This window comes from Zarconia sp. (assembly GCF_057467645.1).
In genome coordinates, this window is the sequence record NZ_JBRJXU010000180.1 from 41,313 (window position 1) to 58,571 (window position 17,259).

The window sequence follows — 17,259 nt, forward strand, 5'->3', positions numbered from 1 at the left end:
TTCGCTCTACTCCGAGAATATTTCGATCTCGTCACCATTTCCATTTCATCCACTCGCAAAATCGGGATTTTAAACCCGACCAAAAGTAACAACGGCTACATTACTTATTGTTAATTAAAAATGTTGCGTGTTGTAAGTTCTAAAGACAGCAAGCTGGGTTGAATAAAACATTTATTTACAAAAAAATAGAGATCGCAAAACATATGTATCCCCATTCTCATATCGGTTCGGTCTTGTCTGAAGGGAGGTGATGAAATTTTCGGATTCGATCGGAACGTGAGTCCCGACTCAAACGACTCCAACCCGAGTTGATTTCTCGTGTCTCCATGGTGCAATCGAGATCTGGTGTCTCGATTGACACGAATCCACTTACACCAAACTCTCAAACAACTTCAGTCCATCAATGCCGCCCAATGTCGCTTCCGCAGCCCGTTCGGGGTGAGGCATCATTCCAAGCACGTTTCCAGTCTGATTGCAAATACCTGCAATATTACTTAAAGAGCCGTTCGGATTGCCCGCTTCGTTGACTTTTCCCTTCGCCGAGCAGTAGCGAAACACCACTTGGCGGTTGTCTTCCAGGCGAGCTAAGGTATCTGCATCCGCCCAGTAGCGTCCTTCGCCGTGAGCGATGGGTAAAGACACGATTTCCTCGGGGGTATAGTCCTGAGTCCAGGGTAAATCCGTCCGCTCGACCTTTAGGGGAACCCGATCGCAAATAAAATGTAAATCCCGATTGCGCACCAGAGCTCCCGGCAGCAATCCAATTTCAGTAAGCACCTGAAAGCCGTTACAGATGCCCAGCACCAGCTTACCGCTCTCGGCATGTTCGAGAACCGATCGCATCACCGGCGAAAACTGAGCGATCGCTCCACAACGCAAGTAATCTCCGTAGCTAAAACCACCGGGAATAATGATGACATCGAGATCGGCAATATCCGTATCTCGATGCCAAACCATCCGCGTGCGCAGTTTGAGAATATCTCGCGTGACGTAAGCCGCATCGCGATCGCAGTTTGCCCCTGGAAAGACCACCACTCCAAATTTCATTCCGATTTCCTCGTCCCCAAATGATTGATATTGCTTCGAGTACTTCTTCTAGCTAGTGCAGTGCGGCAGAAATAAAAAACTCGTTCTCAACCGCTGAAAGCTATGTACAGTAAGCATTTTTAATGACCCATAGCGGCACTAGTGCAGTGCGGCAGAAATAAAAAACTCGCTCTTAACCGCTGAAAGCCCTATGTACTCTTCATTTTGCATTTTTCATTTTGCATTTTGAATTCTGCGTCGCAGCACTAGCTTTTGGCATCCGTTGTCGCCACGACATCAAACCGATAATTTTCGATCGTCGGGTTGGCTAAGAGGCGATCGCACATTTTATCGAGTTGCTCGCACGCATCCTCCTCATCGGTCGCATCCAGCGTCAGTTCCACGTATTTGCCAATCCGCACGCCATCTACGCTGTCGTAGCCAAGTTGCGCCAGACCCGATCGAACAGCCGTTCCAGCCGGGTCGAGAACAGACGGTCGCAGGGTGACGTAAATTTGGGCTTGGTATCTCTGAGTCACGATAATGCCTTGATAATATAATAGGGCGGTCGATCGGCAATACTAGTGTAAAACGAGTCTCCAACAAGTCCAAACCCCGATCGAGTCAGTCTCTTGCGAACCCTCGCCAACCACCCATGAAAGCCAAGCGCACCCGCTCCCAAAAGAGAATTCTACACCTGCTCAAGACCAGCGGACGATCGCTCTCCGCCCAAGATATCTACATGGAATTGCGCGAGAGCGAACACAGTATGGGTTTAGCCACCGTCTACCGTTCTCTCGACGCACTCAAACTCGAAGGGGTCGTGCAAGTCCGAACCCTCGCTAGCGGTGAATCCCTGTACAGTTCCAGCCAGCAAGACAAACACCATCTCACCTGCTTGCAATGCGGCGCATCCATCTCTCTAGAAATATGTCCCGTGCGCGACTTAGAAACGAAACTCGAACAATCCCATCGCTTCACGATTTTCTACCACACCTTAGAGTTTTTCGGTCTGTGCAATATCTGCGCTCAAACTTCGATAACGGAAAAATTGTAGGGTGTGGGGTGTAGGGAGACAAGGGAGAGGGGGGAGACAAGGGGGACAAGGGAGAGAGAAGATCGTCGCCACCGACCCATTGTCAATTGTCCATTGTCCATTAACCAAAGCCCCGAGAACGTAAGGATTCAGGGAAAAAGAGCACCTAAAATCGCCCTATCATAAGAAATATATCGATAATTTGAGGCATGAGGAATGAAATTCAACGCCCTGGATACCGCACCTTTGGACTGGTCGGGAGATGCTTTGGCGATTGGTTTGTTTGAAGATGGGGTAGCGCTGACGGGCGATTTGGCCGCTCTCGATGAAAAACTCGCCGGTACGCTGAGCGAACTCATCGAAGACGCGGAATTTAAAGGCAAAACCAGCAGTACGGCAGCCACGCGGGTGGGTGGTGGTAGCCCGATTCGCAAAATCATCGTCGTGGGATTGGGCAAACCCGAGAAAGCCACCTTAGACGATTGGCGCAAAGCCGCAGCCGCAGTGGCGAGAACTGCCAAACGAGAGCGTTGCAAGACCCTAGCCGTCTCCCTGCCGTTATATAACGACAAGACTGCCACGACCAGCGCGATCGTTGAAGGGATCGAATTAGCGATGCATGAAGACACGCGCTTCAAGTCCGAATCGGAAGATAAGCCGAAGGGATCGAGCATCGAACAAGTGGATTTACTCGGGCTGGGCGGGACGGAATCCACTATCGAACGGGCTTTGCAAATTACCTCCGGTGTAATTCTCGCCCGAGAATTGGTGGCGGCCCCTGCCAATGAAGTCACCCCCATCACCATGGCCGAGACGGCGGAAGCCCTCGCCTCGGAATACGGTTTGGCGTTGGAAATTTTAGAAAAAGAAGAGTGCGAAAAATTGGGAATGGGGGCATTTTTGGGGGTTGCCAAAGCCTCGGATTTACCGCCCAAGTTCGTACACCTGACCTACACCCCATCGGGAACGCCGCGCAAAAAAGTCGCCATCGTCGGCAAGGGACTCACCTTCGATTCGGGGGGACTGAACCTGAAAACCGGCGGTAGCGGTATCGAAACCATGAAAATCGACATGGGTGGGGCCGGAGCAACCTTTGGGGCCGCCAAAGCGATCGCCCAACTCAAGCCGGATGTGGAAGTTCACTTCATCTCGGCCGTCACCGAAAATATGATTAGCGGTCGGGCGATGCGTCCGGGGGATATCCTCACCGCCTCCAACGGCAAGACGATCGAAGTAAACAATACGGACGCAGAAGGACGATTAACCCTGGCCGATGCCTTGGTGTATGCCGACAAACTGGGGGTCGAGGCGATCGTCGATTTGGCCACCCTCACCGGAGCTTGCATGATTGCCCTGGGGAGTAATATTGCCGGGTTGTGGAGTCCAGATGATGACTTGGCTCAAGGGCTTTTGAGCGCTTCGAGCAGTGCCGGGGAAAAACTGTGGCAAATGCCCCTCGAGCAAAGCTACTTTGACGGCATGAAATCGATCGTCGCGGATATGAAAAACACCGGTCCCCGTCCCGGTGGAGCCATTACTGCAGCTCTATTTTTGAAGGAGTTTGTCAAAGATACCCCCTGGGCCCACCTCGATATTGCCGGTTCGGTTTGGACGGATAAAGAGAAAGGATACGACAGTCCGGGGGCCACGGGTTTTGGCGTGCGCACTTTGGTGAATTGGGTGCTCGCCTGAGTCTCTTGAGGGGGCTTGGGGCAATGGACAATGGAAAATGGACAATTGACAATCGGTCAGTAGCGATGCTCTTCTCCTTGTCCCCTTGTCCCCTTGTCCCCTTGTCCCCTTGTCTCCCTTGTCCCCTTGTCTCCGTGTCCCCTTGTCTCCCCCACACCCCGACCTCCTAAACCTCGATCGACCTCTGGGATTGATGGAGGGGAATTTCGAGGATAAATTCCGTGCCGCGTCCGGGGGTGGATTCGCACCGCAATTGACCCCCATGGCGATCGACAATAATTTGATAGCTGATGGATAATCCCAGTCCCGTCCCTTGGCCGATGGGTTTGGTGGTAAAAAAGGGATCGAAGAGTTTGGCGATCGCACTCTGGGGGATGCCCGGTCCGTTATCGGCAATGCGAACTTCTAGGCGATCGCCCTCTTGGGTCTGGGTGCGAATCCAAATTTTGGGTTCGAGATCGAGATTGTCTGCCATTGCCTCTTCTAAAGCATCGATCGCATTAGCAAGCAAATTCATCAACACTTGGTTCAGCTGTCCGGAATAGCACTCGACCCGTGGTAGCGAACCGTATTCTCGGATGACTTCGATCGAGGAACGATTGGATTTGGCTTTGAGACGATTTTGCAGAATCATCAAAGTACTGTCGATGCTTTCGTGCAGATCGATGGCTTTAATGTCGGCTTCGTCGAGGCGAGAGAAGGTGCGCAAGGATTTGACGATTTCGCGAATGCGATCGGTTCCCACTTGCATCGATCGTAAAAGTTGGAGAAAATCCGCTTGAATAAATTCGAGATCGCTTCGTTCGATACTGTCTTCGAGCTTGGGCGTCGGATGGGGATACTCTTGTTGGTAAAGTTCGACAATGGCGAGTAACTCGCGCGCGTAGTCTCCGGCATGAACGAGATTGCCGTAGATAAAGTTAATGGGATTATTGATTTCGTGGGCGACTCCAGCCACCATTTGCCCCAAACTCGACATTTTTTCGGCTTGAATCATCTGCGCTTGGGTGGAGCGCAGTTCCCGTAAGGTTTGTTTGAGGGCAAGATGTTTTTCTTCGAGCAATACTTTCGACTGCTGTAGGGCCGCCTCAGCTTGGACGCGCTCGGTAATTTCTCGATGCAGTCGCTCGTTGAGCCGTGCTTGCTCCCGTGCCATGGTTTCCACTTGCCAGGCCGAAACAATCCGATCGGCCATGCGATCGAACGTGGTGGCGAGTTCTCCCACTTCATCGGTGGCAGTGACTTGGGAGCGCGCGTGCAAGTTCCCGTCGGCAAAAGAACGAGCGGTCTGTTGCAGGCGTTTAATGGGTTTTGCGATCGCATTGGCTAACAAAATCGCGATCGAGATATCCACCCCAAGGGCGATAACCGAGACGATCGTTTGTACCCGAAAGCTCTGCCCCAATAGGGCGTTCAATGCTGTTTCTGGAGTCCCCCGAACTAAGACGGCTACCGGTTCCCCAGCAAAATTGTGCAAACTTCTGGCAGCGACGGTATAGGTGCAATTCCCGACTTTGAGCCGTCGAGTGACGGGTTCCTCGGATGCAGCGACCGCAGCAGTTAAGAGCGATCGCTTGTTATTTTGCAACACGTTCGCCAGATCGGCATCTTGCGACTCGGTGTCCGATGTGGCCAGGGAAAACTCCCCTGTGGGTTGGCGCAAGTAAATCGCACTGTAGCCGCCGCCCAAAGCATCGATCGTGCGACTGACGATGGGCTGCTTGCCATTCACGATATCCCCCGAGACTAATGCCCCCAGAACCGCTTGGGTTTGGGCATCTCGAACTGGGGTGACGGTGTAGCGAATTAAAGCATCCCCTCCAGAAAAATTGGACGTTAGCGGGGGATTTTCCGTCGTCAGTTCTTCCCAAGAGACGATTTCGCTGGTTTTAATTTGTTGGGGATTAGCGATCGCCTCCCGGACGAGATTATGAGGATTGAAACGCTCGCCGGTGCGCTCGGCATTCGCATTGACGATAATCCGCAAGTCTTTGCCCACCAGGGTGGCATATTCAATCTTTCGGGCCCGCACTTCATTTTGGAGAATTTGCCGAACCCGATCGCGCAACTGTGGCTCTAAAGGGCGATCGCCTGCATGGGTTTGGGCGGCCGCAATAATCGCTGCATTATCGGATTGACCCCGGAAACCCAATCCCATTTGGTCGATTTTGATGTTGTAGTTAATTTGGGTAACCGCGAGTTCCGATTGGGCTTGATGGAGAAGCATCCGGTGCCCGCCAAAAATAATCAAGCACGCCCCAACTCCCACCAAACCCACAATGGACAGCACTTCAGAGGTTAACAAACCGTAGAGTTGCTTGCGCCGAATCGGTAGATTGTAAAACCACTGTAGTAGCGAGATGTGGCGTGGCTTGGGCGATCGGCGGTCGATACAATCTGACTCCCTCGGAGAATCGTCATTCATGGGGGTTAGGCTTCTCACGTTCCAAATGTTAGGGTTGGCTTTTTTACTAATAGCAACACCAGCCACTTAATTCAGGACGATTGATAAAATAGCGAAAAAATAAAGTCTCAAAACCCAATGAGTTTTAGATCGAAAAAAAGCAATATTTGATACAAAAAAATTGACAGTATCTGCTTCTTATCTTAACAAATTTCCCAGAATCTGCATGTATTAACTGAGACAATATCCCAGACTCATTTTCGATCGCCGTCGACGAGCGTCTTTAGGTTAAGTCTTCATGATAAAGTGAACGGACAATCGATTTAAGTCTATTCATTAACGCTTAACTGTCGTGTTCCGTAACGTCCTACAAGCTTGGCTGGTTACACCCAAAACCTATCGAGAGCGCAAAATTTACGGCTTTTGGTTCGGTGCTAGCCTCGTTCTTGCAGGAATATATGGCATCGAAGTCTTTCAACAAGCCTTCAGCAGCGAGTTGATTGTCTCGGATGATGCCAGACAGCACGTGTTCTGGATGCAGCGGTTTATCGACCCAGAACTTTTTCCAAACGATCTAATTGCAGACTATTTTCAATCGGTCGCACCGTTAGGATATACCCTATTTTATCGTTTCTTTTCCGTTCTAGGCATTGACCCGTTACTCCTGTGTAAACTCATTCCACCGCTTTTGGGTACGAGCGCAACTTGTTGCTGCTTTTTCCTGTGTTTGGAAATTTTTCCCTTTCCCGCAGCGGGGTTTCTCGCCTCGGCTCTTTTTACTCAAAATCTCTGGATGCGGGACGATCTAGCATCAGGAACGCCACGAGCCTTTTTAAATCCTTTATTTTTAATTTTTCTCTATTTTTTCATTCGGCGATCGCCATGGTGTTTCGTGATGCTAGTTTCGATCGGTTTATTCTACCCCCAGTACGTTCTCGTGAGTGCGGGATTATTTGTCCTAACGCCATTCATTCTGAACCCAGGGAAACTTAAAATCAGTCGTTCTCTTCGAGAGTATACATTTTGTCTGATCGGTTTATGCATTGCTTTTTTCGTCTTATTACCCTATGCCTTAAAAACTTCAAATTTCGGTCCGACGATTACTGCGGTTCAAGCGCAAATCATGCCCGAATTTTTACCCGGTGGACGAGTTCGATTTTTCTACGATGACTTCGGTCGATATTGGCTGAATGGGGGTAGAAGTGGCATTCAAATTCCCTTCGATCCGCCGCTTTTAGCAGCCGGACTTCTTTTACCATTATTACTCCAATTTCCCAATCGATTTCCACTGACGCTCCAGGTGCGATCGACGGTCAAAATGTTAAGTGACCTAACATTTTCAAGTCTCGGTCTTTTTCTGGCGTCTCATGCATTATTATTTCAGCTACACTTACCGAGCCGGTACACCCAGCATAGTTTGCGCGTTGTGATGTCTCTTTCTGCGGCGATCGCACTGGTGATTTTACTCGATGCGATATTTCAGTGGGGACGAAAGAAAATGCCTATTTTTCGGTTCATTGAAGCCAATATTCTCTCTCTAATCGCGGTCATTTTACTATTTGGATATTTAACGTTATACCCCATATCCTTAAGCAAATTTCCCAAAACAAACTATCATCTGGGTTTAGCTCCAAATCTCTATCAATTTTTCGCCGATCGACCCAAAGATATTACAATTGCTTCGATTTCTTCTGAGGCAAATAACATTCCCACCTTTGCCCATCGCTCGATTTTATCCGGTCAAGAGTATGCGATTCCCTACCATTTAGGATACTATCGCCGCTTTCAAACCACAACCCTCGAACTCATTCAAGCTCAGTATGCAGAAAATTTATCAGAATTGCAAAGTTTTATTCAAAAATACGACGTGGATTTTTGGCTATTAGAAAGCGATACCTTAACGCCGGAGTATATTGAAAGAAATGGATGGATGCAACAGTACCCCCAAGCAACGCAACCCGCTCTAGAAAAACTCAAATCCGGTCGCATTCCCATCTTTAAAAGTCTTCTCGATCGCTGTCAAGCGTTGCAGATCGATAGTTTTACCGTTTTACCAACAGAGTGTATTTTGCAGACGCGCAGCTTGAGTCTGGAAGACACATCACCCTCAAACCAACGCGATCGCATTGAAAGAGAGACTCAAGCCAAGAAGCAAGGATTTCGCGGTAATCGCTTGTAGCATTGAGTACTCAGGTTAAGCGTCACCCCGATATTCTCGAAAGTCTCGTGACGGAAAATTTTCCGGGGATCGTGCCAGTCCTCTGGGGTTAGACATCAGGATAGAGGTCGAACAAGTCCCATAAACCGAAAGACAATGCTAAAGTTGCTGTAGCTCGAGCGAATTTTGGTTTTTCATCACTCTAAAATGTTAAAACAAGACAGAATGTATCAAGGGAGTGTATCGACTAGGTGAGAAAGCTTACACGAACAGACCAATTTCCGATCTCGATGGGAAGTTGGAAGGTAAGCAAGACTCCCGCGGAAATGCGATCGAATTGTCAAGTTAGACGTTCGCTTGAAATTCGGTCTAATGTTTATATTGTTAGAAGTTATTTAGCCATTAGTAGGTATTATGCCCTCTCTTAAGAATGATGCCATTAAGGGAACCATTTGGACTTTTTTTGGGTATGGAGCAAGTCAGGCATTACGTTTAGCGAATAATTTAATTTTAACTCGATTACTAGCTCCGGAATTATTCGGGTTAATGAGACTCATTAATACATTAGTCATCGGTTTAAATCTATTTTCGGATATTGGTATTGCTCCGAGTATCGTTCAAAATCCAAGGGGTGACGAGCCGAAATTTTTTAATACAGCCTGGACGCTTCAAGTTATAAGAGGTTCGGGACTTTGGCTGATTAGTCTTTTGATTGCTTGGCCCATTGCCAAAGCATACGAAAACCCGCAACTGCTCTGGTTAATTCCAATTGTCAGCTTCAGCACGATTTTAGCGGGATTTAATTCGACCTCTGTTGCCACTCTAAGCCGTAGAATCAATATTGGAAAGTTAACGATTTTTCAATTTGGAGCGCAATTAGCTTCCCTAATCGTAATGATTATCTGGGCACGATTGAGCCCGACCATTTGGGCATTAGTGGTTGGTAGCCTAGTGGCATCAACGGTTAAGCTAATTTGGAGCCACCGACTCATTCCAGAAGTCAAAAATCGTCTCGATTGGGATCCAGAAGCAGCTCGCGAGCTATTCTCCTTTGGGCGATGGATATTTTTCTCCACCGCACTCACTTTCTTATCCTCTCAACTCGATAGCTTTATGTTACCGAAGCTCACATCTTTTGAGTTGTTAGGAATTTATACAGTCGCATTTACATTTGCAGATATTCCGCGGATGGTGATTGGGAATTTGAGTAATAAAGTCTTGTTTCCCATCATTTCTCGACGTGCCGATCTTCCCCGACCGATGCTGAGAAATAAGATCTTAGCCAAACGTTGGATTTTACTGGCTGGGATGGTTGTAATTTTGACAATTCTCGCGGGATTTGGGGATCTCATTGTTTTGAAGCTATACGATGAAAGATATGCTCAAGCTTCCTGGATGTTACCGCTACTCGCCTTGGGGGTGTGGCCTGCGGTCTTACTCAGAACGAATAGTCCGGCTCTTATGGCTCTTGGCAAATCGAACTATGCTGCCTTTGGCAATTTGTTTCGGTTCCTGTTTATGGCTGTTGGCTTGCCCCTCGGGTATTATTTAGGAAATATTTTTGGGGTCGTGGTGGTCGTCACACTCAACGATATCCCCTCGTATCTCGTATTAAACTACGGTCTAGAACGAGAAGGTTTGTCAGGACTCAAACAAGACCTTCAAGCAACGTTATTGTTAATCGGCTCGATCGGTTCGATCTTGATGGGTCGGTATTTGCTTGGGTTAGGAATTCCAACTTTTAGTTACTTTTTTCCCTAGATCCTGACGTTGCGAAGAGACAAATGGCGATCGCAGCCCAGTTGATCTCTCCACCGTGTCGGTTCTGGAATGTCGGTTCTTCAAACTGTCGGTATCCCCCCCGTTCATCACAAGACTTTTTCTGACATCGTGGGGACTTGGAAAGTCGGAAGCTCAGATTTTGGATGAATCGAACCGATGAAGGCATATGGGGAAGGAGAGAATTCATCGGTTGTTCTTCTCCCTTGTCCTCCTCTGGTTTCTCCGAATTTTTCCAGGAGAAGGTCTAGGGAATGAGGTCGATTCTTCATCGCCTCATCGATCTCACATCCAGACGATTGCTTGCCGTTCGGGTCAGTTGCTAGGAAAGCCGGCTTTGCTGGGGGAGAATGTATGGCATTTACAGATGATAGTCAACCCGTCTCGATTTGAGATCGAATATGTTGAAACTGCACGGGCATAAATTTACAAATTTAAATATTTCATTGTCGATTGGTGGACTCACGGGTCTCTTTTTTCAAAGAGCTTAAAATTTAACGTAGAACCGCTATAATATTGGAAATCTTCTAAACGGGTGCAAATCGCTGCCTTGCGAGACAACGTATTATGGGTGGGAAAAGGATGTCATCGGTTCACCCCCAGATTTGTGGTTTGCGATTGTCAGTTGGCAGTTACTCTGTTTTAAAAATGCTTTGGCTTTCACAAAAATTATCATTAATATCGAGTAACTTCAACCAGGACTCTCAAGACTTGGAAGAGGACGAGACGTGACAGCTACACGAAAGTAAAAATCTTATTCTCTGTTGAATCAACAGAAGAAAACAGCAATAAGAGAAATCTCAGTAATTGGGTGCAACTTAAATTTAATGGATGCGAGACCGATCGAGTGTTTGAATTTCCGGATTGATTCGATCTAAAAAGATTCCCATCGGAATTTTTAGTTGGCTAATGTTCTTAAATTTAAGGATAGTGCTCGCCATTTTATTTTTGTGTTGTCAGAAAACTTACCCTTTGAGCGAAAAAGAGTTCATCAATTGCTCCTGCGTAGTTGCTCAATGGGTATAACTCCAATTGCCCAAAGAATTTTAGATTCTTAACTTGCTGAAATTATGTCATCTCACTCAAGCAAAACCTTCATTAACGTGATGGAAGAATTAGTGATGGAAGAAGTCGATCGACGCTTGAAAAGACTTTCTCCGAAATTAGCGAAATACATCGATCGACTTCAAGTTGCCACCTACGCTCTCAATCGTCTGCCTCCCTTGTATGCTTCGAGTCAAGAAGGTGCGAGCTATCAAAAACAGCGAGGTCAATACAAACTATACGAGCAGGTAAGAATGGCAGTCGCACAGGGGTTCAATGCCGTACAGTGCGATCCCCTCCGAGTCTCAACTCCCCTGACGGAAGATGCTCAGAGCCAAGATCCGGTCGCCGATCGCGCTTTGCTCGAACTTCGCGTTATACTGAAGCGTCGAGATCTAACTTGGCAATCTGTCGTGCCCCTGGTTGCCAGAGCCGTACGCAGCAGTGCTGCGGATGGTGCAAATACTCGTTCTGCCGGACGAACTTACGGAAATCACCGCTAAAATACTCAATTCGCGATACATTTTGATTTAGAAACTGAGGTGAATATGTCTCAAAATAAAAAGAACGTTTCTAATGGTACGATCGATATCGATCCGCTGACCTTTTTTGCTATCGTGGCGGCGGTAATTTTCATTCCCTTATTACTGGCAGGATTTTCGGGTTAAACTTTTTTGTGCGGTCATCGAATCGATCCGAAGCCGTTGAATCCCGATCCGGTATCTATAACAATCATTTGGGGTTCGATCGGATCGAATGCACAACCCGAAGATCGCCATCGACGCCAGTCACTTTAACGAGTCAGCCTTCGACGGACTCAATCGATATACCGGCGAAATTTTACGGGCGGTCGATCGCCAATCGGGTAATTTTGCCATTTATACCGCAGCCCAGGAAGTCTCTTCCCAATTTCCCTATCGACTGCGTAAGATTCACAGCCAAACAATCTACCGTAATAATTTTCGGGGCAATTTTTCTCGTCTTCTGTGGCATCAAACGGTTTTTCGCCGCTCTGTGCGTCAAAATCAGATTTGTGCGGTGTACTCACCCGTTCCCGAAGGAATGTTATTTCCGGTCTGCCCTCAAGTCATTACCATTCACGACTTACTGCCACTCTTTTTTCCAGAAACGTACCCCAGGGTCAAATACTACTTTCAATATATTTTGCCGAAACTCGTCCGAGCGTCTCGGGCGATCGTGGCCGTTTCCGAGCAGACGAAAAAAGATATCCAACGGTATTTCAACTGCGATCGAACTCCCATTCATGTGGTCTATCAAGGATATCGAGCGGATATCTTTAACTCCCATCCTCAAATTGAAGATCGTCATGTCTTTGGCAAATACGGTTTGAATCGTTTTATCCTCTGCGTCGGCGAAACGCGACCCTACAAAAATATTCGCCGGCTGATTCAGGCTTTTGCCCAACTCAAAACACTCAACCTAGAATTAGCGATCGTCGGCAAGCTCAGCAAAATAGATACAACCTTAACTGACTTACCCCAGCAACTCGGGATTGCCGAAAAGGTGAAATTTCTAGGTTACGTATCCGATGGCGATCTCGCGGCACTGTATCGACAGGCAACGGCATTCGTGTTCCCCTCTCTTTATGAAGGATTCGGCATTCCTCCCCTCGAAGCGATGGCTTGCGGCTGTCCAGTTATCGCATCCCAGGTGGCATCTTTACCGGAAGTCTGCGGCGACGCTGCTTGCTATATCGACCCGACAGATATCGAGAGTATTGCCGGGGGTATCTACCGCGTTGCCATCGAATCTGAAGTGCAAAACCGGTTGCGACTTCAAGGATTAAATCGGGTCAAACGATTTCAAGATCCAGATATGTTCGGGCAAATTCGATCGATTCTCGATGAATGCCTATCGGTATAACCCCATTCGATATCTGGAGGAAGAGGGTTAATGGTTAAGGGTGAAGGGGAAAAGAGAGAATAAATTCATGAGTGCGCCATAGAAATTGCATGAATTTTGTCTGTAACCATTCACACCCGCGTACCTCAAACTTTTGTCAATTCCCGAGAACTCTACACCCCACACCCTAAACCCCCGATCGAGTGCCCCAGCCTCGTTCGTCGCGTCGCGAGCCATTAACAACTACCATATGAGAATAGAGAAAGTAGGTGAGGCGGTTGCAGGCTGGAGTCAAACAATTCGTTCTCTCTAGCTTGAGGAAAGTCCGGGCTCCCGAAAGACCAGACTTGCTGGGTAACGCCCAGTGCGGGTGACCGTGAGGATAGTGCCACAGAAACATACCGCCGATGGTAGGGATATCCCTTCACAGGTAAGGGTGCAAAGGTGCGGTAAGAGCGCACCAGCAGCATCGAGAGGTGCTGGCTCGGTAAACCCCGGTTGGGTGCAAGGTCGAAGGAACGACGGTTGGTCTTTTACCGGTTCCGCCGAAAAGAACCGCTCGAGGCGTTTGGTAACAAGCGTCCCAGATAGATAACTGCCCTCTTGGCTGTTCGCAGCGAGGAGAACAGAACCCGGCTTATGACTGCTTTCTCTACCCTTTTTCACTTGAGTTCGAGATCGAAGCATTCTTGGCGAAGGTCGGGTGTGGGGAATAGGACGTCAGAGCCGCCTCTTCTACGTGCAAAGTTTCCCATGCTCTTCGATCGATTCCGACACATCGCCTTCATCGACATCACTTCCCCACCCGTCGAATATCTCTTTGCCCGAATTGCGGTCTTTTTATCCTTCGAGCGTTGTCGTTTGGAGCTTGCTCGTTGAAGGTATAGCAGTTCGCGCTGGTATCATTACAGATTTTCAGTCATGGGGAACGGGGAATGGGGAATGGGGAATGGGAAAAACCGATTTTTTCAAGAGTGTAAATAAACCACAAGAAGCGCTATAAAACGAAAATCCCGCGCCACAACCGACTTGTAACGACTTCCAACGCATTCGAGTGACCTCGATCGTCGAGGGGATCGTCAGTCCGTCACTTTTGAGTTTGCTCCCATCTCACCTTTGGGAACGATATCGATCGTCGAATCGATCGAAAATCTGTTGAATACTAAGTATGAATTAGAGACCGCATGAATTAAAGCTTTATTGGTTTGTCCCTAAAGTTGCGATACTTCCACAGGATATTGAAAGGCATTCTAACCGAGCCATTTCCTTCGACGCACATTTATTTTCTAGATATTGTCTGACTCTAAACTCATACCACTCCATGGAGGTGCATGATGTCTCTCGTCTTAACTTTGAATCCATCTATGTCCGATACCCTCTATTCTTGGGCGAATCTCGCCGATCTCGTCCTCGATCGATATGCAACCGGACACCGAAACTTTCAGCGCATCAATCTGACTCGTGCCATCTTTAACCCCACAAATCTGTCGGGAATCGATTTCGGTGCGGCTATCCTCGATCGCGCCATCTTAACCGGTTGCAATTTAACCGGGGCAAATCTGAGTGGTGCGGATTTGTCTGGGGTAAACTTAACCGTTGCCGATCTCACCGGTGCCAATCTCCGACAGGCAAACCTACGCCACACGAATCTCAAAGGAGCTGACTTAACTGGGGCCGATCTCACTGGGGCGGATCTGACCGGGGCAAATTTGACCGGAGCCGATCTGACTGGGGCGATCGCGCCTGATGGAACTCGGAACCCGGATAAAAATTAACGTGAATTCGGGTTAAGCCGCAGCTGGAACTTCGCCGAGAGTTGGCCTTTCCAGCTTCAGGCGATTCGAGATGATGTTGGGAAGCCTCATCGAACTCGGCGCACCACACTCGAGTGAATCGCCTCTCGGGTGAGGGGAAACTCTATTCCCCATTCCCCGTTCCCCGTTCCCCCACCTTCACCGGAAACTGTCTTATCCCGAACTGACGTTAAAAATTAGAATCGCGAAATCCTCAATTCCGTATCCGCGTGCGCCCAAGCGGCTGCAAACCGCTCTCGAACTGTTGCCGCTTCCTCCATCATTCCCTGGGATTCGAGGCTTTGCGCCAAACCGAATAGCGATCGACCGTTCTCGGGATTTTGGGCTAAATCTTCGCGGTAAATGATTTCCGCTGCCGATGCGCGTCCCTCTTCTAGTAATGCGGCTCCCAAGGTCTGGCGAGTGGGATAGTACCAAAACGGGGGTTCCATATAGGGGATGGCATCCTGAAGTTCGACGGCGGTTTGGAAATGCTCGAGCATTTGGGCGGTTTGCCCTTCTAACCCAGCAATTTCTCCAGCGAGCAGGGTCTGTGCAATCCGAGCGAGACTGGCAAAGGGCACCCCTGCATCCGTCAATTCCCCAGTCTCGAGGATGGAGGTCAAACCCGTGGCTTCGATACGCGCTTTATCCAGGTGTTCGAGGCGGGCAAAAGCGAGTCCGCGCCCGTAGTGCCACATGGCGGTGAGATAGAGAAATTCGGTTGGGGGTTGGGGTTCGTCGAGAATCGCCTCCCATTGCCCGAACTGAGCGAGGGTCAACAAGGGTACGGTGAAGAACGGCTCGAGAGATGGAAGGGTCCGTACGGCTTCGAGGGACACTCGATCGACCAATTTGCGGGCGGCATCGAGTGCCACTTGGCTGCGTCCTTCCATACTGGCAGCGAACCAGAGAAAATGAATGTTGTGGGGATAGTACAGTTCTGGGTAGATCCCTTCGGGCTTCTCGCGGGCAATATAGGCTTCATCCACTTCGATTGCTCGTTCGTTGGCAACCGCTGCATCGTGATACCGTCCGATGCGAGCGTAAATGTGAGACGGCATATGAACTAAATGTCCCGCATCTAGGTTCAAATCCCGCAAGCGATCGGCTGCCCACTCGGCTTTTTGCGGGGCTACAGCTTCCACGGCATGGATGTAATAGTGGTTCGCACCGGGATGGGTGGGTTCGCGATCGAGGACCGATTCGAGAGCCGCGAGAATCTTTTGGGTTGCGGGTTTGGGCTGTCCGTCTGGCATCCAATAATCCCAAGGCATGGTATTCATAAGGGCTTCGGCAAACAGCGTCGCGGCATCTACGTCTTCGGGATAGCGTTGGGAGAGGGCTTCCATGGCATTGGCGTAGGTGCGATCGAGCTCAGCGCGATTGTCGGTGAAATTGGGGGTATAGCGAGTGGCGAGGGCATTGATGTAGTCTCGTTCGCGATCGCTAATTCCCTCGGCGAATTGGATGGCTTTTTGGATGGCGTTATAAGCGGGTGAAACAGCTTCTGCTCCCATCGGGGCGTTGATATTCGGACCGAGAACCAACGCCATGCCCCAATAACACATGGCACAATTTGGATCGGATTGAGAGGCTTGTTCGAAGGCTTCCAATGCTTCGGCGTGGTTGAAGGCAAAGGCAAGAATTAAGCCGCGATCGAACTCTTTTTGCGCTTGGGGAGATGAGGTGGTGATGGGATGGTGATGAATTCCTAGGTTATTGGCAACGGTTGAGGAAATTGGATCGACCCCGAATACGGGAGAGCGCAAACAGACCAGAAAACAGACGAATAGGCAGACTCCCGCGCTAATGAGGGTGAAGAGGGTGTATTTCACCTGGAATTGGGTTTGGAGTTGCAAGAGCGATCGGGAACGTTTAGAAATATTTTTGAAGAAAAATTTTAAGATTGTCATTTTAAAGAAAGGTACTCTAACTTAGAAGCCAACATTTAATAGGACTTCGTTTTTGAACGTCAGTTTTGCTTAAGCCACCTCGCCGGGATGCCAACTCTGGATGACGTTCGGGCAGTCGGAAAGCCGATTGAAAGCGAAGCAACTACACTGGCTATATCTGGTCCCTTGGGAGAAAAATACTCCCTTCCCCATTCCCCATTCCCCGTTCCCCACCCTTACCTGAAATAGTTTTATCCAAAACTGACGTTTTTTTAGGATACTCAAACCTCTCAACCTCGATATCGAGTTGGGGTTGAAAGTTTATCGTTTTTAATGGGTTGGTTCGGAAATCGATCGAGGAGTTGCAAAATTCGACCGCACCGGTAAGAAAGGCACAAGACCATTGGTGACCGGTTAAGCTTGTATGCTATAGCCGTCGCCAAGGCGGTTAGGACACTCGAGAAATCAAGCTCAAGGCTCGCATTTTCTTCTCTCCCCCTACTCACCGCGATTGCCTGCTCAAGAAAGCTCACCTTCACGATGCCTAAACCGCCCTGACGGTTGCTATA

The 17,259-nt window shown here is 48.8% G+C and carries 12 protein-coding genes and 1 other RNA gene; 8 read left to right on the forward strand and 5 right to left on the reverse strand.

Going from position 1 to position 17,259, the window contains the following annotated elements:
- Positions 1-369 precede the first annotated feature (369 nt).
- Positions 370-1,047 carry a phosphoribosylformylglycinamidine synthase subunit PurQ gene (gene purQ / locus AC2215_RS27100; protein ID WP_486813153.1) on the reverse strand — a complete coding sequence of 226 codons (678 nt, stop codon included), beginning with the start codon at positions 1,045-1,047 and terminating at the stop codon, positions 370-372.
- 245 nt (positions 1,048-1,292) lie between these two features.
- Complete coding sequence (gene purS, locus AC2215_RS27105) at positions 1,293-1,565, reverse strand: phosphoribosylformylglycinamidine synthase subunit PurS (protein ID WP_486813154.1); 273 nt, start codon at positions 1,563-1,565, stop codon at positions 1,293-1,295.
- A gap of 116 nt (positions 1,566-1,681) precedes the next feature.
- On the opposite strand from purS, the gene AC2215_RS27110 reads away from it, so the two are divergent.
- Together AC2215_RS27110 and AC2215_RS27115 are read left to right on the forward strand one after the other, a co-directional pair.
- Positions 1,682-2,083 (forward strand): Fur family transcriptional regulator, encoded by a 402-nt coding sequence (locus AC2215_RS27110; RefSeq protein ID WP_486813155.1) that lies wholly within the window; start codon positions 1,682-1,684, stop codon positions 2,081-2,083.
- A 195-nt stretch (positions 2,084-2,278) separates the two neighbouring features.
- Positions 2,279-3,754: a leucyl aminopeptidase gene (locus AC2215_RS27115; RefSeq protein WP_486813156.1), complete on the forward strand. Its 1,476-nt coding sequence runs from the start codon at positions 2,279-2,281 to the stop codon at positions 3,752-3,754.
- A 166-nt stretch (positions 3,755-3,920) separates the two neighbouring features.
- Here the strand turns inward: AC2215_RS27115 and AC2215_RS27120 are convergent, their stop codons facing one another.
- Positions 3,921-6,179 (reverse strand): sensor histidine kinase, encoded by a 2,259-nt coding sequence (locus AC2215_RS27120; protein ID WP_486813157.1) that lies wholly within the window; start codon positions 6,177-6,179, stop codon positions 3,921-3,923.
- A 331-nt stretch (positions 6,180-6,510) separates the two neighbouring features.
- Here AC2215_RS27120 and AC2215_RS27125 point away from each other — a divergent pair, with 331 nt between their 5' ends.
- The 6 genes from AC2215_RS27125 (at position 6,511) to AC2215_RS27150 (ending at position 14,777) form a co-directional block, all read left to right on the forward strand.
- A complete protein-coding gene (locus tag AC2215_RS27125; RefSeq protein WP_486813158.1) occupies positions 6,511-8,337 on the forward strand; it encodes a hypothetical protein in 1,827 nt (608 codons plus the stop codon).
- Positions 8,338-8,730: 393 nt separating this feature from the next.
- On the forward strand, positions 8,731-10,077 hold the full coding sequence (locus AC2215_RS27130; protein WP_486813159.1) for an oligosaccharide flippase family protein: 1,347 nt from the start codon (positions 8,731-8,733) through the stop codon (positions 10,075-10,077).
- Positions 10,078-11,165: 1,088 nt separating this feature from the next.
- Positions 11,166-11,642, forward strand: a complete 477-nt coding sequence (locus tag AC2215_RS27135; RefSeq protein WP_486813160.1) for a late competence development ComFB family protein — start codon at positions 11,166-11,168, stop codon at positions 11,640-11,642.
- 253 nt (positions 11,643-11,895) lie between these two features.
- Entirely contained in the window at positions 11,896-13,023 is a 1,128-nt protein-coding gene (locus AC2215_RS27140; protein ID WP_486813161.1) for a glycosyltransferase family 4 protein, read from the forward strand.
- A 240-nt stretch (positions 13,024-13,263) separates the two neighbouring features.
- Positions 13,264-13,657: RNase P RNA component class A (rnpB, locus tag AC2215_RS27145), an RNA gene on the forward strand.
- A 709-nt stretch (positions 13,658-14,366) separates the two neighbouring features.
- Positions 14,367-14,777: a pentapeptide repeat-containing protein gene (locus AC2215_RS27150; RefSeq protein WP_486813162.1), complete on the forward strand. Its 411-nt coding sequence runs from the start codon at positions 14,367-14,369 to the stop codon at positions 14,775-14,777.
- A 215-nt stretch (positions 14,778-14,992) separates the two neighbouring features.
- Here AC2215_RS27150 and AC2215_RS27155 read toward each other — a convergent pair whose 3' ends face one another.
- Positions 14,993-16,711, reverse strand: coding sequence for a hypothetical protein (locus AC2215_RS27155; RefSeq protein ID WP_486813163.1), 1,719 nt, complete (start codon positions 16,709-16,711; stop codon positions 14,993-14,995).
- A gap of 269 nt (positions 16,712-16,980) precedes the next feature.
- A partial coding sequence (locus AC2215_RS27160) for a hypothetical protein (protein WP_486813164.1) occupies positions 16,981-17,259 on the reverse strand: 279 nt, incomplete at its 5' end.